Raw genomic sequence first — 22,955 nt, 5'->3', positions numbered from 1 at the left:
ACACACCCCCTCCCCACCCCCTGAGGGGCCTGTGACCCTCTCTTTCCTTGTTGTCGCTACAAGCGACAACAAGCGACAACAAGCACGCACCGTAACCGCCGCGTGCTCCCGGCCGGGACTGTCCGGCCCGCCGCGCGGCCTCCGTCTTCGACCGGGACAGGAGCCCTCATGGCCCTCACCGTCTCCGCCGCCGTGCTCTTCGCCATCCTCACCGTCGTGCTGCTGCGCGCCCGCCACGTCGGCCCCGGCGCCGCGATCGTGGTGTTCCTGTGCGGCTTCTTCGCCGCGGGCACCGGCGCGTACCGGCCCATCCACAACCTGTGCGAAACCGTCGCCGGCGCGCTCATGCAACTGGCCGGCTGACCGGCACCGCACCTCCCGCAAGGAGGACCCGTGCCCGACCCCTACCGGATCACCACCGCCCCCGCGCCGTACGAGCCCGTAGCGCGCCTGGCCTACCCGCCGCTGCCCGCCACCGAGATCCCGCCCGGCGTGGAGGTGGTCACCCTGCCCGGCGGCGCCCGCACCCTCGCCTACACCCAGCCCGCCGCCACGCCACCCGCCTCGGCCGGGCCGGCCGCGGGTGCCGCGCAGCCGATTCCGGTGTGGGCCAAGACCATTGCGCTGCTCGCGCCGACCACCGGATGCGGCGTCGCCGCCGCCGGCGTCGGCATCTCCTACGCCGCACCGGGAGTCATCGCCGTGAGCCACGCCCTGTGGGCCGCCGTCGCCGTCATCGCCGCCGGCGGCATCGCCGCCTGCTCCGTCGTGCGCGCCGTCCGCCGCCGCACGGCGCCCGCCCGCATCACCCAGAACATCACCGCCAACGGCCTCTTCGGCCGAGCCAACGGCACCATCAACACCCACTGAGGAGAACCGTGTTCGAGATCTATCTGATCTGCGACAACACCGAGACCGAGCAGATCGCCAACGCGCTGCCCGCCGCCTTCAGCATCCACTCCCTCCGTAAGACGCCCGCCGCCGACCCCGGCCGCACTCGCGTCCACCTCACCGCCGACCACCAGCCCGGAAGCGCCGACATGGCCGAACCGTGGGCGCACATCCGCGCGGTCAAGGCGTGGCTGGACGACCGCAACGGCCGCGGCCCGGAGGAAACCGCCCTGCGCCTGCTGAAGGTCACCGAGGAGGCGGGGGAGGCCGCGCAGGCGTACATCGGCGTACGCGGTCAGAATCCCCGCAAGGGCACCAGCCACAGCACCGGCGACGTGGCCGCTGAACTGTGCGACGTGATCCTGAGCGCGATGGTCGCCCTGCACGACTTCAGCGACCACCCCGCCCGCCTGCTCGCCGACACCGCCGCCCACCGCCACCAGCGGCTGGCCGCCTTCACCGCCGCCCCTGCCCGCGCCTGAGCAGCGAAGGAGCAAACTCATGTCGTTCGGAGAAACCCCGGTCACCATCATCGGCAACCTGACCGCCGACCCGGAACTGAAGTACACGACCGGCGGCCAGGCCCTGGCCAAGTTCACCGTCGCCTCCACCCCTCGCACCTTCGACCGCGAAACCAGCCAGTGGAAGGACGGCACCTCCACCTTCTTCCGCTGCGCCACCTGGCGCACCCTGGCCGAACACGTCGCGGAATCCCTCAACAAGGGCTCCCGCGTGGTGCTCTCCGGCCGCATCCGCCAGCACAACTGGCAGACCGAGCAGGGCGAAAACCGCTCCATGCTCGCCGTCGAAGTCGATGAAATCGGCGCGTCCCTGCGCTTCACCACCGTCACCATCGACGGCAAGCGCACCAACGGCACCGCCCCGTCCGGCGACCAGTGGAACACCGCGGACACCCCCGCGGCACCGGGCGACGAGCCGCCGTTCTAACGACGCCCGGGGCGACCGCCGCATCTCGCCAAAGAACTGCGGTCGCCCCGGCCTCACCAGCTCCTCCGAAGAGAACTGGAGACTCCAGCATGGCCCAACCCCCGCTCCGTCCGCAGGAGGGCGGCAACATCAGCCTGTGCACCGGGTCCGGTGCACTGGATCTGGCCGTGGAGGCCGTCACCGGCCTTTCCACGGTCCTGGTCGGCGAGAAGGATCCGGCCGCCTCCCGGCTGCTGGCCGCACGCCTGGCCCGCACCGTCACCGAGGTGCGCCGTATGCGTCAGACCCTGGGCTGGCACACCCGCCCCCACGGGCGCGATATCCGCCCCGTCTGCTGGAAGGGCGGTCACCGATGAAACCCCTGACCATGGATCTCCCGCTGGTGACGCTGCTCGCCGCCGCGCTGGCCGCAGCCGACCGCGGCTGGCACGTCCACCCACTGCGGCCCGGCGCGAAGACGCCAGCACTGCACGGGAAAGAGCACTGTCCCCGTACCGGCGAATGCGCCGGCGGGCACCGCAAATGGGAGCAGCGCGCCACCACCGACCCGAAGCGCATCGAACGCTGCTGGGCTCACGCCCCGTACAACGTCGGCGTGGCCACCGGACCGGCCGAGCTGCTCGTGGTGGACCTGGACATGCCGAAGGACAAGGACAAGAAGGACGCGCCTGACGGCGCGAACTGCTTCCTGGCGCTCTGCGAGCGCGCCGGTCAGCCCTGGCCGACCACCTACACGGTGCGGAGCGCCTGCGGCGGACAGCATCTGTACTTCGCCGCGCCGGGCGGCGTACGGCTGCACAACACCGCCGGCAAGCTCGGGCCGCTCATCGACACCCGGGCCTGGGGCGGCTACGTGGTCGCCGCCGGAAGCACCACCCCGGCCGGGGACTACCGCGTCGTGGTCGATGCGCCCGTGGCCGACCTGCCCGCGTGGCTGCTCACTGCTCTCACGCCCCCGCCCCGCGCCCGCGGCCCCGTCACCCTGCCCTCCCCGGGCCGGGCGAGTGCGTACGCGCAGGCGGCGCTGCGCAACGAGACGGATAACGTTCGTCACGCCCCGGAAGGCACCCGCAACCGGACCCTGGTCCGTGCCGCACGGGCCCTGGGACGCCTAGTGGCCTCCGGCGACCTTTCCCACGCCGTGGTGGAGGAGGCTCTTAATGGGGCAGGAGTGGCAGCCGGGCTGACCGAACGCGAGTGCCGGCCCGCCGTCACCAGTGCGCTGAACTGGTCGATCAGCCACAACGGCGGGAAAGCCGCATGACCACCCGCCCCCACCCCCTTAAGAGCCTCCCTCCCAGCCCCGACCGCCCGTACGCCGCTGGCTGCTTCCGGGCTCCGGCGGCTGCCCGCGGCCCGAAGGGCGGCGGCCGTCAGGCCGTCCATTCAGCTCTTCGCCCCGCTCTGCGGCCGGACGCCGAGAACAGGACTGCCTCATGAACGATCCCGCACAGCACGCACCACGCCCGATCGACGGCGCGGCGCTCCTGGATGAAGTCGAACGCTTCCACCGCCGCTTCAACATCTTCCCCAGGGAAGCCGCCTACGTGGCCGTGACCCTGTGGGACGCTCACGCCCACCTCGTGGACTGCGGCGACAACACCGCCCGCCTGGCGTTCCTCTCCCCCGAGCCCGGCAGCGGCAAGAGCCGGGCCCTGGAGATCGTGGAAGCCCTGGTGCCGCGCCCGCTGGCCACGGTCAACGCCTCCGCCAACGCTCTCTTCCGCGTGGTGACAGGCGAGGAGGGCCGCCCCACCATCCTCTTCGATGAGATCGACACGATCTTCAGCCCCAAAGCCGGCGGCAACGAAGACCTTCGCGGCTTCCTGAACTCCGGCTACCGGCGCGGCGCGAGTTCCCTGCGGTGCGTCGGGGAGGGCGCCAACCAAAACGCCGTGCCCTTCCCGTCGTTCTGCGCCGTCGCCATGGCCGGGCTCGGATCCCTGCCGGACACGATCCTGACCCGGTCCGTCATCATCCGGATGCGCAAGCGGGCACCCAACGAGCACATCGAGCCCTACCGCCAGCGCACCAACGGCAGGGAAGGGCACGCCCTGCGCGACCGGCTCGCCGCATGGGCCGACCAGGTGCGCGCGCAGGTGACCGACGCCTGGCCGGAGCTCCCAGAGGGCATCTCCGACCGGCCCGCGGACGTGTGGGAGCCGCTGCTGGCCGTGGCCGAAGCCGCCGGCGGCACCTGGCCGGAGCGGGCCCGCGCGGCCTGTGTGGACCTGGTCGCCGCGGCCAAGGACGGCGAACCGGCGTCCCTGGGCGTCCAGCTCCTGACCGATCTGCGGGACAAGGTGTTCTGCGGCGCCGACCGGATGCCCACCGCCGACATCCTCCGCACACTCCACAATCTGGAGGATTCGCCGTGGGGTGACCTGGACGGCCGGCATCTGACCCCGCGCGGCCTGGCCAAGATGCTCAAGGAGTACGTGACCGGCGCCAACGAGCCGATCCGGACCCGGCCCATGCGCACTTCCTCCGGCACCCCTCGGGGCTACTACGCGGAGGATCTCGCCGACGCCTGGATGCGGTACTGCCCCCCGTCCTCCCCCGGGTCCGCTACGTCCGCTACATCCGCTACATCCGCTACACCGCAGGTGAACAGCGTGATCGATGTAGCGGATACGGAGCATGTAGCGGATACGAGCGCCACGCCCCCGCCGGTCCTCTCCCGCACCGCGTAGCGGGACCTATCCGCTACACCTCGCCAATCCGCTACAAAAATCATGGCCCTGACCTGGGGTGTAGCGGATGTAGCGGACGTAGCGGACCCGAGAGAGAAGGGGGAAGCAGCCCCACTCGCCGAAGGAGTCGCACACCGTGTCCAACCGGAAGATGCTCAAGCTCCACGAAGTTCTGGAAGAGATCGACATGAGCCGCGCCGCCTACTACCGAATGCGTGCCCGCGGCCAAGCTCCCCGCTTCATCAAGCTCCCCAACGGCCAGCTCCGCGTCCGCCGCGCCGACCTGGACGCTTGGTGGCAGCAGCACGAGCAAAAATCCGCCGCCTGACCTTCCACCCGCTGTTCCATCGGGGCCCGCGAACACTGCTCGGCGGGCCCCCTCGCAGTACGGAGTCCCATGCCGACCTTCGACGTAGAGATCTGGTCCATTCGCACCCGGAAGGGCCGTCCGAAGCCGTTCGAGCTCCGCTGGCGCGTGGGGTCAAGACCCTATTCGAAGAGCTACAAGACCAAGGCACAAGCGGACGGCCGACGCGCAGAACTGCTCACCGCGCTTCAGAACCGCCAGCAGTTCGACGAGGAGACTGGCCTACCCGCAGCCGAACTGGAAGCGCTTAACTGTCCTTCCTGGTATGACCACGCTGTGGCCTACATGCTCATGAAATGGCCGAAGGCCGCGGCCAAGCAGCGGGCCAATATCGCTGAATCCCTCGCCGGTGCTACGGCGGTCTTCGTGACCACAACTCGCGGTATGCCGGACAGCACGGTGTTGCGGCGTGCACTGTGTGCGTGGGCATTTCGCGCTGCCCGTACGGACGATGGCGCCCTGGTAAGCAGGCTTGTGCACGAAGCGCCGCCGAACGAAATCACCGAAGCGCTGTCATGGCTCGCCAGGCATTCGCTCAAGGTTACCGATGCGGCGAAGCCTGCCCAACTGCGAAGAGCGCTTGATGCACTGTCGCTCAAGCTCGACGGTGAACCGGCAGCCGAGACCACCGCGCACCGGAAGGTCATGGTCTTGAGTAACGCGATGCGGTACGCCGTGGAGACCGGGGTGCTGGCGTCCAACCCCATGATGCGCATCGACTGGACTCCGCCGAAGACGGATGACGAGATCGACTTTCAGTACGTACCCGGACCGCAGCAGGCTCGAAGCCTCCTGAAAGCTGTGCGGGCCCAGGGACCCCGCGGTGACCATCTCTACGCGTTCTTCGGGTGCCTGTACTACGCCGCTATGCGTCCATCCGAAATCGCCGACCTGAAGAAGGACCACTGCTCACTGCCCGGCAGCGGCTGGGGTGAGCTGGTACTCAGGGGAAGCCGGCCGGAGGTCGGTGCGGGGTGGACGGACGACGGTAAGTCGTACGAGGAGCGGGGACTGAAACGACGAGCGCGCCGCACCACCCGGTCGGTACCGATCCCGCCGGTTCTCGTGGCAATGCTGCGCGAGCACATGGGCCGGTATGGCACTGCCCCTGACGGCAGAGTGTTCCGTGCTGCACAGGGTGGGCGTGTGCGGTCCACGGAGTACACGGAGATGTGGCAGGAGGCACGGCGGCAGGTTCTCACGCCGGTGGAGGTGAAATCCGACCTGGCGGATGTTCCGTACGCCCTGCGGCACGCTGGTGTCTCTCTGTGGTTGAAGGCGGGAGTGGACCCCGCGGAAGTCGCCCGGCGGGCGGGCCACAGTATCGCCGTGCTGTACCGCTTCTACGCGAAGATCTTGCGTGGTTCGCAGTCACGAGCCAACAGCTTGATCGAGCAGCAACTGGACGAATGACGGGGGCGACCGCCCAGTTCCTGGCCCGTGCCTGGCCCGCACGCCCTGGTCAAAGGTGGGATACCGGCGAGCCAGGGTGAGACACCCCCAACGCAGGAGGGGCGCCCGATTGGCTCGGGCGCCCCTCCTGACCAGCGGTTTGCTGACCTCGGCGGAGGCTGTGGGATTTGAACCCACGGTGAGGGGTTACCCCACGACAGTTTTCAAGACTGTTCCCTTAGGCCGCTCGGGCAAGCCTCCCCGCGCGCCGGAGGACGGTGCGCGGGGATCAGACTAGCGCGTCACTTGTCGCCCGTGCGTTGGCCCAGGGTCACCTGGGTGGTCTGCTCCTTGCCGCCGCGCTTGTAGGTGAGGGTCACCTTGTCGCCCGGCTTGTGCTGGTAAATGGTGCTGATCAAGGTGGGACCGCTGTCGATGACGGTGTTGTCGAGCTTGGTGATCGTGTCGCCGGGCTTCAGACCGGCCTTGTCGGCGGGGCCGTTCGGGGTGACGGAGGCGGAGCCGTCGGCGCCGCCGCCCTGGGCGATGGTCGCGCCGTCGCCGGTGTCGCGCATCAGGACCTGCGCGCCGATCTGCGGATAGACCGGCTGGCCCTTCTTGATCAGGTCGTTGGCGACCCGCTTGGCCTGGTCGATCGGGATGGCGAAGCCGAGGCCGATGCTGCCGGACTGGCTCTCGCCGCCGAAGCCACCGCCGCCGTTGCCCGCGGACTGGATGGCCGAGTTGATCCCGATGACGCTGCCGGTGGCGTCCATCAGGGGGCCGCCGGAGTTGCCCGGGTTGATCGAGGCGTCCGTCTGGAGGGCGCTCATGTACGAGGGGGTGGCGCCGCCGCCGTCGCTGGAGGCCACCGGGCGGTTCTTGGCGCTGATGATGCCGGTGGTGACCGTGCCGGAGAGGCCGAAGGGGGCGCCGATGGCGATCGTCGCGTCGCCCACCTGGACGTTGGCGGACCTGCCGAGCGGCAGCGGGACGAGGTTGGCGTCGGAGGGGTTCTTGAGCTTGATGACGGCGACGTCGTAGCCCTGGGCCCGGCCGATGACCTCGGCGTCGTACTTCTTGCCGTTGGAGAACGTGGCGGTCAGCTTGCCGCCCTGGGCGGCGCTGGCGACGACGTGGTTGTTGGTGAGGATGTGGCCCTGCTTGTCGTAGACGAAGCCGGTGCCGGTGCCGCCCTCGCCGGTCGCGCCCTGTGCCTCGATCGTCACGACGCTGGGCAGCGCCTTCTGCGCTATCCCGGAGACGGAAGTGGGCTTGCGGTTGAGCGCCTCGGGGTCGCCGGAGGCGGAGACCGTCGTCGAGTTCGCGTCACTGCGGTTGGCGGCCCAGAAGCCGATGCCGCCGCCGATGCCGCCGGCCACCAGCGCGGCGACGAGTACGGCGGCGATCAGGCCGCCGTTGCGGCGCTTCTTGGGCGCGGGCGCGCCCGGGGCGCCCCACACGCCGTCCGGGCCGCCCGCGCCGCCGCCTCCGTAACCGGGCGGGGGGCCACCCCAGCCGCCCGCGGAAGCGCCGTGTGCCGCCGTCCCGTACGGAGGCGGCGTGGTCTGGTGGGCGGGGGCACCGGAAGGGGCGCCTTCGCCGCCCGGGTAGGGGTGAGCGCCCGCGTGCGGCTGGGAGGCCGGGTGCGGGCCGCCTGCCGGGTAGGGGCCGTCCTGCGGGTCCGTCGGCTTGGAGAACTGCTGCGTACGGTCGGGAGCGCCGACCGGCGTGCCCGCCTGGCCGGCCGTCGGCGCGAACTCCGGCGGCGGGGGCGCGGACGGCGGAGTCGAGGCGGGAGCGGGCGCCGGGGCGGAGGCCGCTCCCTGTGCGTCGTGCGCCCCCGCCGTGTCCTTCGCCCCCGGCGTGCCCGCCACGTCCCGCGCCCCCGCGCCGTCCGCAGGACGCGCACCGGACTCGGGTGCGCTGTCCGACCCCTGGGGCGCCGACGGCGGCTGGGCCTCCGGCGGGACGGCGGCGCCCTCGTTCTCGGTGCTCACGGCTCTCTCCTCAGCTTCGCGACGGTGCCGGGCCACGGCCCGGCCTCTCCTTCAGGATGCGGTCCGGTGTCCAGGATGCGGCGTAGGACCCTGGCGTACGGGCGACGGGCAGGCGGTACCGGCGACTGTCACAGGCGCAAGCCTTTCCCACCGCGCGTCAGGGCGCCGTAAGCCGAGGCTGTGACTGTCTCCCCATCCTTTATGCCGGACAAAAAAGGCGCATCTGATGTTATGCGGATCAGGTAGTGCACACGGCATCCCTCCCGCGGGCGATGGCACGATAACCCGGTGACCACCGCGTACCCGCTCCGGGACCGCGCCCCGGGCGCTTCCCCCATTTCCGTCGTAGCCCATCGTGGCGCGTCCGAGGACGCTCCGGAACACACCCTGGCCGCCTATCGCCGGGCGATCGAGGACGGCGCCGACGCGCTGGAGTGCGACGTACGGCTCACCGCCGACGGCCACCTCGTCTGCGTGCACGACCGCCGGGTCAACCGCACCTCCAACGGGCGCGGCGCAGTCTCCGCCCTTGAGCTGGCCGACCTGGCCGCGCTGGACTTCGGCTCCTGGAAGGAGGACGAGGACGCCACCGGGGAGGCGCCGGACCGCCAGCACGAGGATCCGGAACGCACCTCCGTCCTCACCCTGGAGCGACTTCTCGAACTCGCGTCCGACGCCGGCCGGCGTGTCGAGCTGGCCATCGAGACCAAGCACCCCACCCGCTGGGCCGGCCAGGTGGAGGAGCGGCTGGTCGCCCTACTGGAGAGATTCGGCCATACCCGGGCTTCGGCCGAGGGGCCGCCGCCCGTCCGCGTCATGAGTTTCTCGGCCCGGTCGCTGCACCGGGTACGGGCCGCGGCCCCCGGCATCCCTGGTGTCTACCTGATGCAGTTCCTGACGCCGCGCCACCGCGACGGCCGACTGCCGCCCGGTGTGGGCATCGCCGGACCCGGTGTCCGCATCCTGCGCGCACATCCCGAGTACGTCTCCAGGGCGCACCGTGCGGGCCACCAGGTGCACGTCTGGACCGTGAACGACGAGGCGGATGTCGAGTTGTGTCAACGCCTGGGAGTGGACGCAATCATCACCAACCGCCCCAAACAGGTACGAGCCCAACTCGCCCTGGGCTAGGCCCTGTCGTCACATTCCCGTCGTTCGCCTACCGCGCGGCAGGCGGAAAACCGACGACAGGGCCTAGCAGCCGTCACAGGGAGTGCACCGGCGCATTCGACCCGTATTCGATCGTTGCGAGTGCGTCACCGCCCCGGGATTGGCCGGTTTCCGGTCCAGGCCATTGGGGCATCCATCCCGTGGCGTGGGGCGAAGGAGGTCTCGGGGGTGGCGTTGATGGTGGCACAAGAGGTGCCGACGGCGTCGGTCATGGCCGTTCCCCATGGTCCGTCGGGGGTCGGCTCGGCCAGGCGGCGCATGCGTACGGAGCTGCTGGCAAGCGGCGTTCAGGACACGGTCGTCGACGACGCGGTACTCATTCTTTCCGAACTGCTGAGCAATTCATGTCGGCACGCACGTCCGATATGCGTGCTGGAGGCGCCGGGTTCCGTACGGGACCCCGCCCGCGACGCGACACCGGACGCGATACGCGCCGCGTGGTGCATCGACGGGCACGGCCAGTTGACCATCTCGGTCACCGACGGCGGCGGCCCGACCCGGCCACAACCGGCCACTCCGTCGGTCACCGCCAAGGGAGGCCGCGGGCTGGCGATCATCCGGTCCCTCGCCAAGGAATGGGGCGTGGAGGACACGGAGGGCGAGGTCACGGTCTGGGCCCTGCTGACCCTGCACGGCCTGCGCAGCGCGTTCGCTACGCGCGTGGACCTGCCGGTGGAGCTGTCCGCCGACTTCTCCGGCGCCGGGCACGGCGCGCTGACCGGGCGGTCGAACGGCGTTGCCCCGGGGCGCGCTTCCGGCCTGCCGAGGACCGACCTGGTCCCGGCACCGGACCGGGCCGGCGAACCGGCCGCCCGGCGGGACACGGCCACCCGGCCGGAGCTGGTGCTGGTGGAGTTGGACCACTCGGCCAACTGAGGCACTCCGGACGGTCCGGGGGGCGGCGGACGGTCCGGGAGGCGGCTGGCCCGGGGGCCACTGGCCGGGGGCCGCTGCCCCCGGGGGGGGGGCCGCCGGTCCAAGGCCGACCCCGGCTCGGAGAACCGGCCGGCACCGCCGCCGTCCCGCCTCCGCCCCGCCTACGCGCCCGGCGGTCGCCCGTCCGCGCCCGAGCCGTACCCCGGCCGTCCCGGGCGCCCACAGGGCCGTACGACGGCAAGCGGTCGCGCGGGACCGGTTCCGTTGCCCGCCCGGTAGCGGACGGCGGGCGGGCCGCCTGAGGGTGGCGCACGGGGAGCCGCACCGCCTCCCCTTTTCCGGGCAGCACCGGGCGACACCGGGCAGCACACGGATACCGGCCGCCGCGCGCGGCGCAGGGCGGGTCCCAGTCGTCTAGGCTCGCGCCGAAACGCGTCCGTACGCCCAGGATCGACCAGGAGAAAGCCTCGCCATGGCCAAGAAGCGCCGTCCCCAGACCAAGGCCGCAGCACCGCAGATCAAGGACGGCGACATTCCCGTCGTCGGGGCGCGTGAGCCCTGCCCCTGTGGTTCGGGCCGCCGCTACAAGGCGTGTCACGGCCGGAGCGCGGCGCACGCCGCCACCGAGCTGGTGCAGCGCCCCTTCGAGGGCCTGCAGGGCGAGTGCGACTGGGTGGCGCTGCGCGAGCTGGTGCCCGCCGCCACCGTCGAGTTGAAGCTCAAGGACGGGCTGCCCGAGGGCGTGCCGTCGGTGACGCTGGCAACCGTCCTGCCGATGGCCTGGCCCGCGCTGCGCCGCGACAACGGCACCGTCCTGCTCGGCCTGCAGAACGACACCGCCTCGGGTGACCTCAGCCGCGACCTCGCCGACACCCTGCGCCGCGCGCTGGCCGCCGAGCCGGGCACGCCGGTCGCCGCCGAGCGCGCCGCCGCGGACGGTCCGCGCCTGCAGGACCTGCTGGACCCGGCCGCGCCGTTCGAGCCGCAGGTGCGCAGCGGCTTCGAGTTCTGGGTGGAGGACGCCGAGAACGCGACGGGTGAGGTCGCCGCTTCCCTGGAGCGGGCGAACGCCGCCGCCATCCCGACCGAGCGGCTGGACGGCCTGGAGGGCGCCTACTGGTGCGAGACGCCCGAGAAGAACCACCTGCGCTGGGTGATGGCCCACCCTGAGGAGAAGCTGCTGGACGCATTGGCCCGGCTGCACGCGGCCGGTACGTCCTCGCTCGGTGAAGGCACCCGTCTGGTCGGCTCGTTCCGCGCGCACGGTCTGGTCGTGCCGGTGTGGGACCTGCCCTCCGGGATGAGCGCCGACGACGTGGCCAAGCCGGCCGCCGCCTTCGCGGAGCGGCTCGGCACCGCGCTCGCCTCGGACGCCCCGCTGTCCCCGGAGGAGCGCCGCGCCCGTGGCGGCCTCACCAACCGTCAGGTGACGCTGAGCTGACCGTGGCCCCCGGGGCGCGGAACGGGCCGCCGGGCGTGACTCCGGTCACAAGTCGCGGTACCGACCGGTAAATACGCGTCCGGAATTCCACGATCGAATTTGCGAACCGCGAATCTCTTGTTACCGTTCTAGGAGCCCGGTCGCTGGTGCATCCCCCGTCGCCAGCGACCGGGCGCTTCCATGCCCGCGTCCGTACGGCCGGGCGTACGGCCCCGGAACCGTGTGGACGTCACGAGAACGCCGCGAGGACACCGTCCCGGCGCGACCGGCCCGCCACAGCCCCTGAGAGCCCGCCTGCCGCCGTTCCCGGCCCGCCACGCGCTTCCCGTCGGCCCGCCCGCCGCGACGGGCCCCCACGCCTCCGTACGGGCGGCACCGGCCGCCCTCGGCTTCCCGCCGGCGCGCCGACTCGAAGCGCATCCCCGCTCCCGTACCGTCATTGGTCCGAACCACCCGGCTCCGGCGCCGGGTTGCTGCCGGAGCGCAGCAGCTTCCGCTCGCCCCGCGCGTCGGCGACCTCCGCCACCGCGGAGGACTGCACCACGCCGCCGGCCCCCGCCTCGCGCGGGGTTTCGCAGGTCCCGGGCTCGTCACCGGCCGGCAGGGCGCAGTGCGCCTGCACGGTCCGGCCGTCCGGCCGCATCAGGGTCAGGACGGCGTGCAGGGGCTTGCCGGACGTGTTGCGGTAGTACGTACGCCCCCAGGTTCGGCCCCCCTCGGAGAGAACGCACGTCTGGGCTTCCACTCCTTCGGGGGATGCGAGTTCGGGGCCGCAGTGGGCGGCACGGCGGCTGTCGGTACGGCCGTCCGAGTGGTTGCCGGTACGTCCGTCCGTGCGGTTGCCGGTCCGCGCACCCGTACCCGGATCCGTCAACGCGCCCGTCCGCGCATCCGTACGCCGGTCCGCCTGCACACCTCGGGGCGGCCCCGGTGCCGCGTACGGCCCCGACGCGGCGGACGGCCCGCTACCGACCGGAACACCAGCATCCGGATGTGCAGCACTCGCGGAGCCGTCGGCCGCCGACCGATCGGATTCGGCCGGACCGGCGGTCGCGGCGGCCAGCGGCAGCGCGACGGCGAGCGCGACCGTGCTCGCCAGCGCGATCATGCGGAGATTCGGCGCACGCTCCATGGGACCACCTGGGGTTGTCAGGGCGACGGAGTTGACCGCCGGATTGACGGTGCGCCGAACATATCGACCCGGAACAGGCCCATATCGGGCTCATGCCCCCGAATCCCTGCCAACACCGGGCAGCTCACACCCGTACGAGTGAACCGCCCGCGCGTTCTTCGTCCGCGCCGGGCGGCGGAAGGGGATACCCCGGACAGGTGACCGACGGGAGGGCCACGGACACTTCAGTAGGCGAGCCGGCTGCCGCCGTCCGGCGCGCTGGTACTCGCGGTGACCAGGGCGTCCACGATCGTCTCCACCCGGGGCAGCCAGGGCGCGGCCGGGCCGGTGCCCGGCGACCGCTCCCAGCGCACCTTGCCCGCACCGATCTGCGAGGGCGGCAGCACGACGTAACCGCCCTCGCCGTGAAAGCGCAACGAGCTCGGCACCCACTCCCGGGAGTGCAGCAACTCGCCCAGTTCCGCAAAGGAGTACGGGGCGACCAGCAACGACCAGCGGGTGGGGGTGGCGACGACCGGGCCGGTCCGGACGCCGAAGTGGCCCAGGGCGGCCAGCGCCCGTGCCCCGGCGACGGCCGGCAGGCTCAGCGCGCAGGGCGCGTGGCCTCCGGTGGCCAGCAGGAGGGGCGCGGTCGGCCGGTTCGTCCACCACCAACGCACCATGCGGGCATCGGTGGTGGCGGCGAACAGACCGGGGTCGAAGGGGTGCGCGCCGGGCACCACACAGTCCGGGTCCGGGCAACTGCACGGGCGCGTGCCACGCTCGGCGCGCCCCCATCCGCCGGACGGCTTGCCGCCCGCCGGTTTACCGCCGGTCCGCAGCCCGACACCCGGGAGTACGGGCCACTGCCACTCGGTGGCGCAGTGGAGCGCCGCACCGAGCAGCGCCGACCTTCCGCCGCGCCGGAGCTGGAGCTTGCGTCGCCTTCCGAGGATCTCGCGCATGAGCGCTCGTTCCTTTCCGTTAACGCCGAGGGCTATGTCCATCGCACTACATGCCGGTTCATGCCGCTGCGTGGCGTTCTTCGGTGGCTCCTGCGAACCCCTGACGCCACGTGGATCTCTGGTCACTGCGTGTACGGAGCAGCGCATCACGCCATACGCCGAGCGTGGAACGTGGCGGAGGGTGGCGCACGCATGGCGCTTGCTGTCCCGTGAAGCAGATCCGCCACTTGGGGGTGCGGTGCGGCGCGGTCGTCGCCGTGTTAGACGCCCGTGCCCGTCGGAGAGTTCCGGCGCGGCCCCAACTGGCTCCGCGCCTTTCCGAGTACGTACCCGCCATGGTGGTGATGACGCACTGTCGAACGCCGTCAGTCGACCTCAAATTGACGTTCGGGGGGACATTTTCCGGCCAACTTCCTAGTCCCGTTGACACCACAAACCCCATGAGGACAATGCTGGACATCGTGTCACCAGGGCGTGTACATGTGGAGGCATTAATAGCGGAGCAGCATGACATGGGGGTTTGCGATGCTATTGAGGAAATTGCGCAGTTCGGCACACTACTCAACAGCACTCAACAAAACGCCGCAGCTCACACCAACAAGCGGCCTGACCTGGGGATTCACCCGGCGCTACGTAAGCCGTCGGCCATGACCGCCCCTCACGTTCCGAAAGTGGCTGGAATCGAACCAGCACTTCCCGCCCCCACGCACACTGCCGAGTCCGCAACCGCAGCAGCCCCTGCGGACACCCCGCCCGAGACCCGCCCCGCGGCCGTACAGGACCGCCTCGCCGGCTGGATCTCCGACCTCACCACGCTGCACGACCTCACCGGGCAGCTGGCCCGTACGCGGCCCCTCGAAGCCGCCCTCCAGGAGCTGCTGCGCGCCGGCGCCTCCCTCCTGGGCGCCCGGCGCGGCCTGGTGGTCCTCGAACCGCCCGACGGGCACGGACCGGACACCACCATCGGCCTCGGACTCGGACCTGCGGACATCGGCCACATCGAGACCGTGCCGCGCCGCGCGCTGTCCTTCGGCCGGATCCTCGACGGCCTGCCCGTGCCGGACGGGCACGAGCGGTGCCGGGCGCCCGGCACCCGGACCACCCCGGAGCGACCGGAACGACAACCGGCAGGACCGGAGAGAGCGGCAGGACCGGCAGGACCGGAGAGACCGGAAAGACCGGACGGGTGCCCGGCGGGGGCGCCCATCAGCGGCGCGGCCCCCACACCGACCGGCACCCGCACCGGTCCCGGCCCCGGCGGCGACCAGAGCGGCGACCAGAGCGGCCGCCCGGCGGCGAACAGCAGGCGCGCCGACGGCTCCGGCTGCGTCGCCTGCGGCCACGGCCACATCGCCCAGCCCGACATCCCCGGCGAGCCCGGCCTCGACCCCCGCCTGCGGGAGGTCGCCGCCCGCCTCGGATACGCGGCCAGTTATGCCGTACCGCTGGAGGCCGGGTCCGTCGGCCGGTTCGGCGCCGCGGTCTGGCTCTACGACGAACCTGCCGAACCCGCCGAGCGGCAGCGCCACCTCATCGGCCTCTACCTCTCGTACGCCACCGAACACCTGGCCCGCCTCCTGGAACTGCACCGCCAGCGGCAGACCGTGGCCACGCTGCGCGAGGAGCTGCTGCCCAGCAGGCTGCCCCGGGTCCCCGGCGTACGGCTCGCGATACGGCACGGCTCCGGGCCGCTCGGCGGCGGCGACTGGTACGACGCGCTCCCGCTGCCGGACGGCGCGCTGGGCCTGGCGGTCGGCTCCGTCACCGGCGCAGGGCCGGGCGCGGTGGCCGCCATGGGGCGGCTGCGTGCCTCGCTTCGCGCGTACGCGGTGATGGAGGGCGAGGATCCGGTCGCGGTCCTCTCCGACCTCGAACTGCTGCTGCGGCTGACCGAACCGGCCCGCAGCGCGACGGCCCTGTTCGCCTTCGCCGAGGCGCCACCGGGCGCGCCGGGAGCCGGTACAGGGCCTGGAGCCGGTACAGGGCCAGGAACCGGCCCGGGGCCGGGCACGGACACGGGAGGCCGGGCCGGGGTGCCGGGCGCGGCCGGGCTCTCCGGTACGGCGGCCGCGCGCCGGATCGTGCTGGCCGGGGCCGGGCACTGCCCGCCACTGATCATCGGCGACCGCCGTACCGAGTACGTGGAGACCTCGCTGTCCGCGCCGCTGGGCATGCTGGCGTGCTGGGAAGCGCCGAGCGTGGAGCTGCGACCGGCGCCAGGAGAAACCCTTCTGCTGTACAGCGACGGGCTGCTGCGCCGCACCGGCGAGCCGATGGACCGCGCCTTCGCCCGGCTGCACGCCGCCGCCGCGGGCGTCCCCCGGGCCGCACGCCACGACCCGGAGGCGCTGACGGACCACCTGCTGCGCACCCTGCTGCCGGGCGGGCTCGACGATCCGGAGTCCCCGGAGGACGTGGTGCTGCTCGCGGTGTACTTCGAGTAGGGGCGGCGGCGGGCCGGGCCGCTGTAGTGGCCCTATGTGGGGCAGAGGCTGCGCGCGTGCCCGTACGGGCACCCGTTTCCGTACCCGGGCCCCCGCACCCGTACGGCCACCCGGACCCGCCCCCGTACTCCCACCCGGACTGTCTGATACCTCACCGCTTCCGGCCCCTGGACCCTGTTCCGTCCGCACTTACGATGGAATGCGGTGCAGTCTTACAAGGAGGCATAGTGACCGACGAGCTCACGCCGGAGACCCCGGACGAGGACGAGCAGCCGATCAAGCAGCGCAAGAACGGCCTTTACCCGGGCGTGTCGGACGAGCTTGCGGAGAACATGAAGTCGGGCTGGGCCGACACCGAGCTGCGCGACCTGGAGCCGATCGAGCAGGCGCCGAACGCGGCCCGGCGGCGCGCGGCGCTGTCCCGCCGCTTCCCCGGCGAGCGCCTGGTGATCCCGGCGGGCAACCTGAAGACCCGTTCCAACGACACCGAGTACGACTTCCGCGCCTCGACGGAGTTCGTCTACCTCACGGGCGACCAGACCGACGACAGCGTGCTCGTCCTGGAGCCCCGCGAGAACGGCGAGGGCCACGACGCGACGGTCTACCGTCTGCCCCGCTCCGACCGTGAGAACGGCGAGTTCTGGCTGGACGGCATGGGCGAGCTGTGGGTCGGCCGCCGCAACAGCCTGACCGAGGCCGCCGCGCTGCTCGGCGTGGCCTGCGCGGACGTGCGCGAGCTGGCCGACATGCTGCGCGCGGCGACCGGCCCGGTCCGCGTCGTACGCGGCCACGACGCCGGCATCGAGGCGGCGCTGACCGACAAGGTCACGGCCGAGCGCGACGAAGAGCTGCGGGAGTACCTCTCCGAGGCGCGCCTGGTGAAGGACGACTTCGAGATCGGCGAGCTGCAGAAGGCGGTCGACTCGACCGTGCGCGGCTTCGAGGACGTCGTGAAGGTCCTGGACAAGGCCGAGGCGACCAGCGAGCGCTACATCGAAGGAACGTTCTTCCTGCGGGCCCGCGTCGAAGGCAACGCCATCGGTTACGGCTCGATCTGCGCCGCGGGACCGCACGCCACCACGCTGCACTGGGTCCGCAACAACGGCCAGGTGCGCTCCGGCGACCTGCTCCTGCTGGACGCGGGCGTGGAGACCACCACCCTCTACACCGCGGACGTCACCCGTACGCTGCCGATCGACGGCACGTACAACGCCCTCCAGCGCAAGATCTACGACGCCGTGTACGAGGCCCAGGAAGCGGGCATCGCGGCGGTCAAGCCGGGCGCCGCGTTCCGCGACTTCCACGACGCGTCCCAGCGCGTGCTCGCCGAGAAGCTGGTCGAGTGGGGCCTGGTCGAGGGCCCGGTGGACCGGGTGCTGGAGCTGGGGCTGCAGCGCCGCTGGACGCTGCACGGCACTGGCCACATGCTCGGCCTGGACGTCCACGACTGCGCCGCCGCCCGCACGGAGGCGTACGTCGACGGGACGCTGGAGGCCGGCATGGTGCTGACCGTCGAGCCCGGCCTGTACTTCCAGGCGGACGACCTGACCGTCCCGGAGGAGTACCGCGGCATCGGCGTGCGCATCGAGGACGACATCCTCGTCACCGAGGACGGCAACCGGAACCTGTCCGCCGCGCTGCCGCGCCGCGCGGACGAGGTCGAGGCGTGGATGGCGGAGCTGACCGGGCGCCGCGCCTGAGCCGGGCCTGATGACCCGGGCCTGATCGTTCGGGTCTGACCGCCCGGACCTGGTCGCCCGGGCCTGATCACAGTCGTCAGGAGGCGGCCGGTGGCTCCTACGGGAGTTGCCGGCCGCCTTCGGCGTTCTCGGTGTGGGTGAAGACCCCGGCCCGTGCCGCCGCCCAGGCGGCCTCCGCGGCGCAGTCGGCCAGCCGGAGGTCGACGGGCCTGCGGGCGATCAGCAGCCGGTAGTAGAAGGGCGCGCCCAGGGCGGCCAGGACCTCGTCCGGGTCGGCGCCGGCGGGGATCTCGCCGCGCTGCGCGGCGCGGGTCACCATGCTGCCGGCCAGCCGCAGCCGCTGGTCGAAGAACTGCCGCAGTACGTCGGCGGCCTCACTCTGGCGGGCCGCCGCGGACACCACCGCCTCCAGCAGCCCGTGATACCGCGGTTCCGCGTAGAAGGCGGCGATCGAGCGGGCCAGTGCGCGCAGGTCGCCGCGGAGGGTGCCGGTGTCCGGGAGCGGGATCTCGGCGCTGAGGTCGGCCATCAGCTCGCAGACGAGGCCCTCGGTGGAGCGCCAGCGGCGGTAGATCGTGGCGACGTGGACGCCGGAGCGCTGGGCGATGCGTTCCATGGTGAGCGCGGCGTAACCGCCGTCCCCCAGTTCGTCGAAGACCGCGTCCAGTACGGCTTGTCTGGTACGCGCCGTACGTCCCCCCGGCCGGGACGCTCCGGGAGGGTGCTGCGCTGTGCTCACGGCGGCTCCGTATTGCAGTGCGGGTTCAGGCCACGTATCGTCCAGAACACGCTAACGCGAGTCGCTTCGCGTTAGGTCGGGTGTGCGTGGGTCCCGCGGCAGTCGGGGACGCGGCGGGGGACGTCCTTCCCCTGCGGGACCGCGCAATCCGCCACCGGGCGGAGGCCGGCCGGGCCACGGTTCCCGGAGCTTCTTCGGCACGTTCCCGGCACGCCGGAGCCGGTGGTGCGGTGGCCTGAGCCGGTACGTGCGGGTGCGGTGGCCGGAGCCGTACGTACGCCGCATCCGCGCCCTCATGACGCCATCAGCGGCACCTCCTCCTTCCACTTGAGGATCTTGTCGAAGCTGACCACCGCGCCGCGCCGCCCGGTGCGGTTGCGGTAGCGGACGTGGTCGGTCAGGGCCTCGATCAGAAACAGCCCCCGTCCGTGCTCGGCCTGGGCCGGGGCGGGGGCTGCCATGGGCGGGGGCGGCGCGTGATCGGGCAACGCGCTCCGCCCGGGGCGCTTGGACCTGCGGGCCCGGTCCCGGAACCCGGGACCGGAGTCGGTGACTTCGATACGACAGGTGTCGCCGTTGATGAAGGCGGTGACCCGGTAGTCCTCCGTAGCGGCGTCGCCGCCGTGTTCGACGGCGTTCGCACACGCTTCGGAGAGGGCGACCGACAGGTCGTGGGAGACATCCGGGTCCACCCCGGCCGTCTCCATCGTTCCCAGCAGGAGCCGCCGGGCGAGCGGCACACTCGCGGCCTCGCGCCGCAGATGCAGGGACCACCAGATGCTCATCGCTGCAGCCTCCTGGTCGCGGCTCGACATACCGATACGTATTGCCGGGGCGCATGGTCCGTAAGCGTGCCCCGGGCGTGACTCCGCTCATTCGGCGGATGCGCCCCCGACACCTGCCGGTGTAACGGCGCTGTCCGTGCGCCCGCGTACGCGCCGGCGCTCCGCGTCAGCGCTCCGGCGCCGCCCCCTCCTCCCCGCGCCCCGTACTGACCTGCGGCGGACCGGAATGGCGCGATCCGCCGGGTGCCGGGCGGCGGACCTGCCGTACGCGGGCGGTGGGGGCAGTGGGATGATGGCGCGGCCATGACTGCCCCGTCCGACCCCGAAGAGCGCGCCGCCGCGGACCTGCGGCTGCTGAGGGCCGCGGTGTTCACCGCGGTCTGTGTCGCGCTGTCCGCGGCCGGGCACATGATCGGATCCTGCGCCGCCGTCCCGCTGTGGACGCTGGGCGTGGGCTGTGCGGCGGTGTTCGCCGTCGCGGCACCGCTGGCCGGGCGGGAACGCTCGCTGCCCGGCATCGCCGTGGCGCTGGCCGTCGGCCAGCTCGCGCTGCACACCGTCTTCGCACTCGGGCAGCACCGGATGGCCGCCGTACCGCCGGCCGCCACCGCACCGGGCGGCGGCGGACTCTCCGACCAGGCCGCCATCTCCCTCGCACGGCACATCACCTGCGGCCTCGGCGCCGGGCAGCTGGACGGCGCCGAGGCGCGCCGCATCCTGCACACCTCGGTCGCCGGCCCGGGCGGCCCCGCCGCTCCGGGCGGTGGCGCCGGGCACGCCATGGACCCTGCCGCCACGACTTCCACAGCGGCGCACGGGCTGCTGCCCTCGCTGCCGATGCTGCTGGCGCACCTGCTCGCCGCGCTCGCCGCCGGCTGGCTGCTGCGCCGCGGCGAGGCGGCCCTGTGGCGGCTGGTCCGGCTCTCGGCGCCCGCGGCGCGGGAGGCGACGCTGGTGGCGGAAGCACTCGTGGGCGCGCTGCGCGGCGCGCTCGCGCTCGTACGCTCCCTGTGCGCCGGGCTCCTGACGGCGGACGTACGCCCCGTGGCGCGTTTTTCGTACGGGGACGAGCAAGCCCGCCCGAAGGAACTCGCGCTCCAGCACAGTGTCGTCAGGCGGGGCCCGCCCGCCCTGGCCCTCGCGGCCTGACGACCACGCACCGCACTCCCCGCCTTGCAGGACCGGGCACGCCCCGGCGCACGGGAGGAGGCGGCGTGCGCCGTCGTCACCGCACGCGCGCCGGCCGTTTCTTCCCCGTCCCTCCTGCCTGTGGAGTGCATTCCCGCCATGTCTGATACCACTGCCGTACCGTCACCGTCTCCTGCCGCAGCGTCACAGAGCGCCGCGCGGACCCCGGACACCGGCCGCCGCGGCCGGCTCGCCCGCCGCCTGCCCGTCGTCGGCGGCCTCGCCGCGGGCGGCGTACTGCTGCTCGCCGGCCCCGCCTTCGCGCACGTCAGCGTGCAGCCGGGCCAGGCCGAGCAGGGCGGCTACGCGACGGTCAACTTCAAGGTCCCCAACGAGCGCGACAACGCCTCGACCGTGAAGCTCGAAGTGACCCTGCCGACCGAGCACCCGCTGGCGTCCGCCATGCCGCAGCCGGTGCCGGGCTGGAAGGTCGAGGTCACCAAGGCCAAGCTCGACAAGCCCCTGGAAACGCACGGCAAGAAGCTCACCGAAGCCGTCTCGAAGATCACTTGGACCGCGGACGGCAGCAAGATCGAGCCCGGCCAGTTCCAGCAGTTCCCGGTCTCCGTCGGACAGTTGCCCAAGGCCGACCGGATGGTCTTCAAGGCCCTCCAGACGTACGACAACAACGAGGTCGTACGGTGGATCGAGCCGACCAAGGAGGGCGGCCCCGAGCCGGAGAACCCTGCGCCGGTGCTCGAACTGACCCCCGCGTCGGGTGACGGCCACGGCTCCGGCACGGCCGACACGAAGAACGCCGGCGGCGACGCGGGCGACACTCAGCAGGCCGCCGCGGACGGCAGCGACACCACGGCGCGCGTCCTGGGCGGCGCCGGCATCGTCGTCGGCATCATCGGTGTCGCGTTCGGCGTGCTCGCCGGCCGGCGCCGCGGCGCCTGACCCGACCCCGTGCCCGCCCCGGCGCCCGGCCTCCCCGGCGCCGGGCCGGCACACCCTTCCTGAAAACGGGACACACGTACATGCGCAAGAGGAATCTGACCGCCGCCGGCATCGCGCTGGTCTCGGCCCTGACCCTGGCCGCCTGCGACAGCGGCGGTGACAGCGGCAAGCCCGCCGCCAGCGTCTCCGGCGGCACCCGATCCGAGCCGGTCGTCACGCTCGACCGGCCCATGGAGAAGCCCGACCTGGTCCTGACGGACACCGAGGGCAAGAAGTACGACCTGATCGAGCAGACCAAGGGCCACCCGACCCTGGTCTACTTCGGCTACACCCACTGCCCGGACGTCTGCCCGCTGACGATGAACAACATCGACGTGGCGATGCGGCAGCTGCCCAAGGCCGAACAGGACGACCTGCGCGTCGTCTTCGTCACCTCGGACCCCGAGCGGGACACTCCCGCCGCGCTCAAGAAGTGGCTCGGCGGCATCAACAAGAAGTTCGTCGGCCTGACCGGCTCCTTCGACACCATCCAGGCCGGCGCGCGCAGCGTGAACATCGGCATCGAGAAGCCCGTCAAGAAGAAGAACGGCGACGTGGTCTCCACCCACGGCGCGCAGGTCCTGCTCAGCTCCCCCAAGGACGACAAGATCCACTGGATGGGGATGCAGGACGCCGGCGTCGACCACTACTCCAAGGCACTTCCGAAGATCATCAAGGGACAGAACCCGTGAACCGCCGCACCACCCTCGCCGCCGTACTCGCCCTGACCGCCGGATTCGCCCTCGCGGGCTGTGGCGGGGACAGCGCACCCGAGCTGAAGGTCTCCGGGGCGTACCTGCCGCAGCCGGTCGACCGGAGCATGGCCGGAGCGTTCATGATCATCAAGAACACCGGCGGTACGGCCGACAAGCTCACCTCCGTCACCAGCGACCTGAGCGACGACGTCACCGTCCACACCACGAAGAACAACAAGATGGAGCAGGTCAAGTCCCTCGACATACCCGCCAACGGCGAGCTGGAACTCGCCCGCGGCGGCAACCACCTGATGTTCATGGGGCTGAAGAAGAAGCCCGTCGAGGGCCAGCGGGTCACCATCGAGCTGCACTTCGACAAGTCGAAGCCGCTCAAGGTCGAGGTCCCGGTGAAGTCCGCCACCTACACCCCGAAGGGCGGCGGGACGACGTCGGGCTCCGGCGGCGGGGGCGCGATGGACCACGGGTCGATGGGCCACGGGTCGATGGGCCACGGGTCGATGGGCCATGGCTCGACGCAGCACGACGACTCGGCGAAGCAGGACGGCTCGCAGCACGAGGGAACCACGAACGGCCACTCGCAGCACGACGCC

Annotated in this window: 22 protein-coding genes, 1 tRNA gene and 1 pseudogene; 18 read left to right on the top strand and 6 right to left on the bottom strand. The window is 72.0% G+C overall.

The window, feature by feature from the left end:
* The first annotated feature begins 168 nt into the window (after window positions 1–168).
* The 9 genes from ACZ4Z1_RS09395 to ACZ4Z1_RS09355 all read left to right on the top strand — a co-directional run bounded on the left by ACZ4Z1_RS09395 (window position 169) and on the right by ACZ4Z1_RS09355 (window position 6,312).
* Window positions 169–363, top strand: a complete 195-nt coding sequence (locus ACZ4Z1_RS09395; protein WP_468485986.1) for a hypothetical protein — start codon at window positions 169–171, stop codon at window positions 361–363.
* A 30-nt stretch (window positions 364–393) separates the two neighbouring features.
* A complete protein-coding gene (locus ACZ4Z1_RS09390; protein ID WP_468485985.1) occupies window positions 394–870 on the top strand; it encodes a hypothetical protein in 477 nt (158 codons plus the stop codon).
* Between the two features lie 8 nt (window positions 871–878).
* Complete coding sequence (locus ACZ4Z1_RS09385) at window positions 879–1,373, top strand: MazG-like family protein (RefSeq protein ID WP_468485984.1); 495 nt, start codon at window positions 879–881, stop codon at window positions 1,371–1,373.
* Between the two features lie 19 nt (window positions 1,374–1,392).
* Window positions 1,393–1,839, top strand: coding sequence for a single-stranded DNA-binding protein (ssb, locus tag ACZ4Z1_RS09380; RefSeq protein WP_468485983.1), 447 nt, complete (start codon window positions 1,393–1,395; stop codon window positions 1,837–1,839).
* Window positions 1,840–1,928: 89 nt separating this feature from the next.
* The gene (locus ACZ4Z1_RS09375) at window positions 1,929–2,195 is read left to right on the top strand and encodes a hypothetical protein (protein WP_468485982.1); all 267 of its coding nucleotides are present in this window, start codon (window positions 1,929–1,931) and stop codon (window positions 2,193–2,195) included.
* Window positions 2,192–3,103 carry a bifunctional DNA primase/polymerase gene (locus tag ACZ4Z1_RS09370; protein ID WP_468485981.1) on the top strand — a complete coding sequence of 304 codons (912 nt, stop codon included), beginning with the start codon at window positions 2,192–2,194 and terminating at the stop codon, window positions 3,101–3,103. Before ACZ4Z1_RS09375 ends, ACZ4Z1_RS09370 begins: the two co-directional genes overlap by 4 nt.
* A gap of 172 nt (window positions 3,104–3,275) precedes the next feature.
* A complete protein-coding gene (locus ACZ4Z1_RS09365; protein ID WP_468485980.1) occupies window positions 3,276–4,532 on the top strand; it encodes a DUF3631 domain-containing protein in 1,257 nt (418 codons plus the stop codon).
* A gap of 136 nt (window positions 4,533–4,668) precedes the next feature.
* Window positions 4,669–4,860: a helix-turn-helix transcriptional regulator gene (locus ACZ4Z1_RS09360; protein ID WP_468485979.1), complete on the top strand. Its 192-nt coding sequence runs from the start codon at window positions 4,669–4,671 to the stop codon at window positions 4,858–4,860.
* 69 nt (window positions 4,861–4,929) lie between these two features.
* Window positions 4,930–6,312 carry a tyrosine-type recombinase/integrase gene (locus ACZ4Z1_RS09355; protein ID WP_468485978.1) on the top strand — a complete coding sequence of 461 codons (1,383 nt, stop codon included), beginning with the start codon at window positions 4,930–4,932 and terminating at the stop codon, window positions 6,310–6,312.
* Between the two features lie 152 nt (window positions 6,313–6,464).
* On the opposite strand, the gene ACZ4Z1_RS09350 is transcribed toward ACZ4Z1_RS09355, so the two are convergent.
* Window positions 6,465–6,552 (bottom strand) — tRNA-Ser (locus ACZ4Z1_RS09350).
* A 41-nt stretch (window positions 6,553–6,593) separates the two neighbouring features.
* Complete coding sequence (locus ACZ4Z1_RS09345; protein ID WP_468485977.1) at window positions 6,594–8,291, bottom strand: S1C family serine protease; 1,698 nt, start codon at window positions 8,289–8,291, stop codon at window positions 6,594–6,596.
* 288 nt (window positions 8,292–8,579) lie between these two features.
* Between ACZ4Z1_RS09345 and ACZ4Z1_RS09340 the strand changes: the two genes are divergently transcribed.
* The 3 genes from ACZ4Z1_RS09340 (at window position 8,580) to ACZ4Z1_RS09330 (ending at window position 11,778) form a co-directional block, all read left to right on the top strand.
* Window positions 8,580–9,422: a glycerophosphodiester phosphodiesterase gene (locus tag ACZ4Z1_RS09340; protein ID WP_468485976.1), complete on the top strand. Its 843-nt coding sequence runs from the start codon at window positions 8,580–8,582 to the stop codon at window positions 9,420–9,422.
* 216 nt (window positions 9,423–9,638) lie between these two features.
* Entirely contained in the window at window positions 9,639–10,337 is a 699-nt protein-coding gene (locus ACZ4Z1_RS09335; RefSeq protein WP_468486301.1) for an ATP-binding protein, read from the top strand.
* A gap of 472 nt (window positions 10,338–10,809) precedes the next feature.
* On the top strand, window positions 10,810–11,778 hold the full coding sequence (locus ACZ4Z1_RS09330) for a DUF5926 family protein (RefSeq protein ID WP_468485975.1): 969 nt from the start codon (window positions 10,810–10,812) through the stop codon (window positions 11,776–11,778).
* Window positions 11,779–12,214: 436 nt separating this feature from the next.
* Here the strand turns inward: ACZ4Z1_RS09330 and ACZ4Z1_RS09325 are convergent, their stop codons facing one another.
* A complete protein-coding gene (locus ACZ4Z1_RS09325; protein WP_468485974.1) occupies window positions 12,215–12,910 on the bottom strand; it encodes a hypothetical protein in 696 nt (231 codons plus the stop codon).
* 224 nt (window positions 12,911–13,134) lie between these two features.
* Window positions 13,135–13,854 (bottom strand): bifunctional DNA primase/polymerase, encoded by a 720-nt coding sequence (locus tag ACZ4Z1_RS09320; RefSeq protein ID WP_468485973.1) that lies wholly within the window; start codon window positions 13,852–13,854, stop codon window positions 13,135–13,137.
* 647 nt (window positions 13,855–14,501) lie between these two features.
* Between ACZ4Z1_RS09320 and ACZ4Z1_RS09315 the strand changes: the two genes are divergently transcribed.
* Both ACZ4Z1_RS09315 and ACZ4Z1_RS09310 read left to right on the top strand, forming a co-directional pair.
* Window positions 14,502–16,298 carry a PP2C family protein-serine/threonine phosphatase gene (locus ACZ4Z1_RS09315; RefSeq protein ID WP_468485972.1) on the top strand — a complete coding sequence of 599 codons (1,797 nt, stop codon included), beginning with the start codon at window positions 14,502–14,504 and terminating at the stop codon, window positions 16,296–16,298.
* Window positions 16,299–16,525: 227 nt separating this feature from the next.
* On the top strand, window positions 16,526–17,998 hold the full coding sequence (locus tag ACZ4Z1_RS09310; protein ID WP_468485971.1) for an aminopeptidase P family protein: 1,473 nt from the start codon (window positions 16,526–16,528) through the stop codon (window positions 17,996–17,998).
* Between the two features lie 97 nt (window positions 17,999–18,095).
* On the opposite strand, the gene ACZ4Z1_RS09305 is transcribed toward ACZ4Z1_RS09310, so the two are convergent.
* Window positions 18,096–18,737 (bottom strand): TetR/AcrR family transcriptional regulator, encoded by a 642-nt coding sequence (locus ACZ4Z1_RS09305; RefSeq protein WP_468485970.1) that lies wholly within the window; start codon window positions 18,735–18,737, stop codon window positions 18,096–18,098.
* Window positions 18,738–19,030: 293 nt separating this feature from the next.
* The gene (locus tag ACZ4Z1_RS09300) at window positions 19,031–19,522 is read right to left on the bottom strand and encodes an ATP-binding protein (protein WP_468485969.1); all 492 of its coding nucleotides are present in this window, start codon (window positions 19,520–19,522) and stop codon (window positions 19,031–19,033) included.
* A gap of 303 nt (window positions 19,523–19,825) precedes the next feature.
* Between ACZ4Z1_RS09300 and ACZ4Z1_RS09295 the strand changes: the two genes are divergently transcribed.
* The 4 genes and pseudogenes from ACZ4Z1_RS09295 to ACZ4Z1_RS09280 form a co-directional block, all read left to right on the top strand.
* Window positions 19,826–20,671, top strand: coding sequence for a hypothetical protein (locus ACZ4Z1_RS09295; RefSeq protein WP_468485968.1), 846 nt, complete (start codon window positions 19,826–19,828; stop codon window positions 20,669–20,671).
* Window positions 20,672–20,809: 138 nt separating this feature from the next.
* On the top strand, window positions 20,810–21,610 hold the full coding sequence (locus tag ACZ4Z1_RS09290) for a YcnI family copper-binding membrane protein (protein WP_468485967.1): 801 nt from the start codon (window positions 20,810–20,812) through the stop codon (window positions 21,608–21,610).
* 80 nt (window positions 21,611–21,690) lie between these two features.
* Window positions 21,691–22,341: an SCO family protein gene (locus ACZ4Z1_RS09285; RefSeq protein ID WP_468485966.1), complete on the top strand. Its 651-nt coding sequence runs from the start codon at window positions 21,691–21,693 to the stop codon at window positions 22,339–22,341.
* Window positions 22,338–22,778 (top strand): annotated as a pseudogene (locus tag ACZ4Z1_RS09280) (copper chaperone PCu(A)C); the annotation flags it as partial. The gene ACZ4Z1_RS09285 and the pseudogene ACZ4Z1_RS09280, both read left to right, overlap by 4 nt.
* Between the last annotated feature and the right edge of the window lie 177 nt (window positions 22,779–22,955).

Source organism: Streptomyces sp. NPDC030165 (assembly GCF_055573595.1).
This window is presented reverse-complemented; position numbering and strand designations above follow the sequence as displayed.

Bases quoted from the DNA above. Each gene is read 5' to 3' on its own strand.
- ACZ4Z1_RS09295 (WP_468485968.1), top strand. From the start codon at position 19,826: ATGACTGCCCCGTCCGACCCCGAAGAGCGCGCCGCCGCGGACCTGCGG.
- ACZ4Z1_RS09335 (WP_468486301.1), top strand. From the start codon at position 9,639: ATGGTGGCACAAGAGGTGCCGACGGCGTCGGTCATGGCCGTTCCCCAT.
- ACZ4Z1_RS09315 (WP_468485972.1), top strand. From the start codon at position 14,502: ATGACCGCCCCTCACGTTCCGAAAGTGGCTGGAATCGAACCAGCACTT.
- ACZ4Z1_RS09320 (WP_468485973.1), bottom strand. From the start codon at position 13,854: ATGCGCGAGATCCTCGGAAGGCGACGCAAGCTCCAGCTCCGGCGCGGC.
- ACZ4Z1_RS09290 (WP_468485967.1), top strand. From the start codon at position 20,810: ATGTCTGATACCACTGCCGTACCGTCACCGTCTCCTGCCGCAGCGTCA.
- ACZ4Z1_RS09375 (WP_468485982.1), top strand. From the start codon at position 1,929: ATGGCCCAACCCCCGCTCCGTCCGCAGGAGGGCGGCAACATCAGCCTG.
- ACZ4Z1_RS09395 (WP_468485986.1), top strand. From the start codon at position 169: ATGGCCCTCACCGTCTCCGCCGCCGTGCTCTTCGCCATCCTCACCGTC.
- ACZ4Z1_RS09330 (WP_468485975.1), top strand. From the start codon at position 10,810: ATGGCCAAGAAGCGCCGTCCCCAGACCAAGGCCGCAGCACCGCAGATC.
- ACZ4Z1_RS09325 (WP_468485974.1), bottom strand. From the start codon at position 12,910: ATGGAGCGTGCGCCGAATCTCCGCATGATCGCGCTGGCGAGCACGGTC.
- ACZ4Z1_RS09285 (WP_468485966.1), top strand. From the start codon at position 21,691: ATGCGCAAGAGGAATCTGACCGCCGCCGGCATCGCGCTGGTCTCGGCC.
- ACZ4Z1_RS09370 (WP_468485981.1), top strand. From the start codon at position 2,192: ATGAAACCCCTGACCATGGATCTCCCGCTGGTGACGCTGCTCGCCGCC.
- ACZ4Z1_RS09365 (WP_468485980.1), top strand. From the start codon at position 3,276: ATGAACGATCCCGCACAGCACGCACCACGCCCGATCGACGGCGCGGCG.
- ssb (WP_468485983.1), top strand. From the start codon at position 1,393: ATGTCGTTCGGAGAAACCCCGGTCACCATCATCGGCAACCTGACCGCC.
- ACZ4Z1_RS09355 (WP_468485978.1), top strand. From the start codon at position 4,930: ATGCCGACCTTCGACGTAGAGATCTGGTCCATTCGCACCCGGAAGGGC.
- ACZ4Z1_RS09300 (WP_468485969.1), bottom strand. From the start codon at position 19,522: ATGAGCATCTGGTGGTCCCTGCATCTGCGGCGCGAGGCCGCGAGTGTG.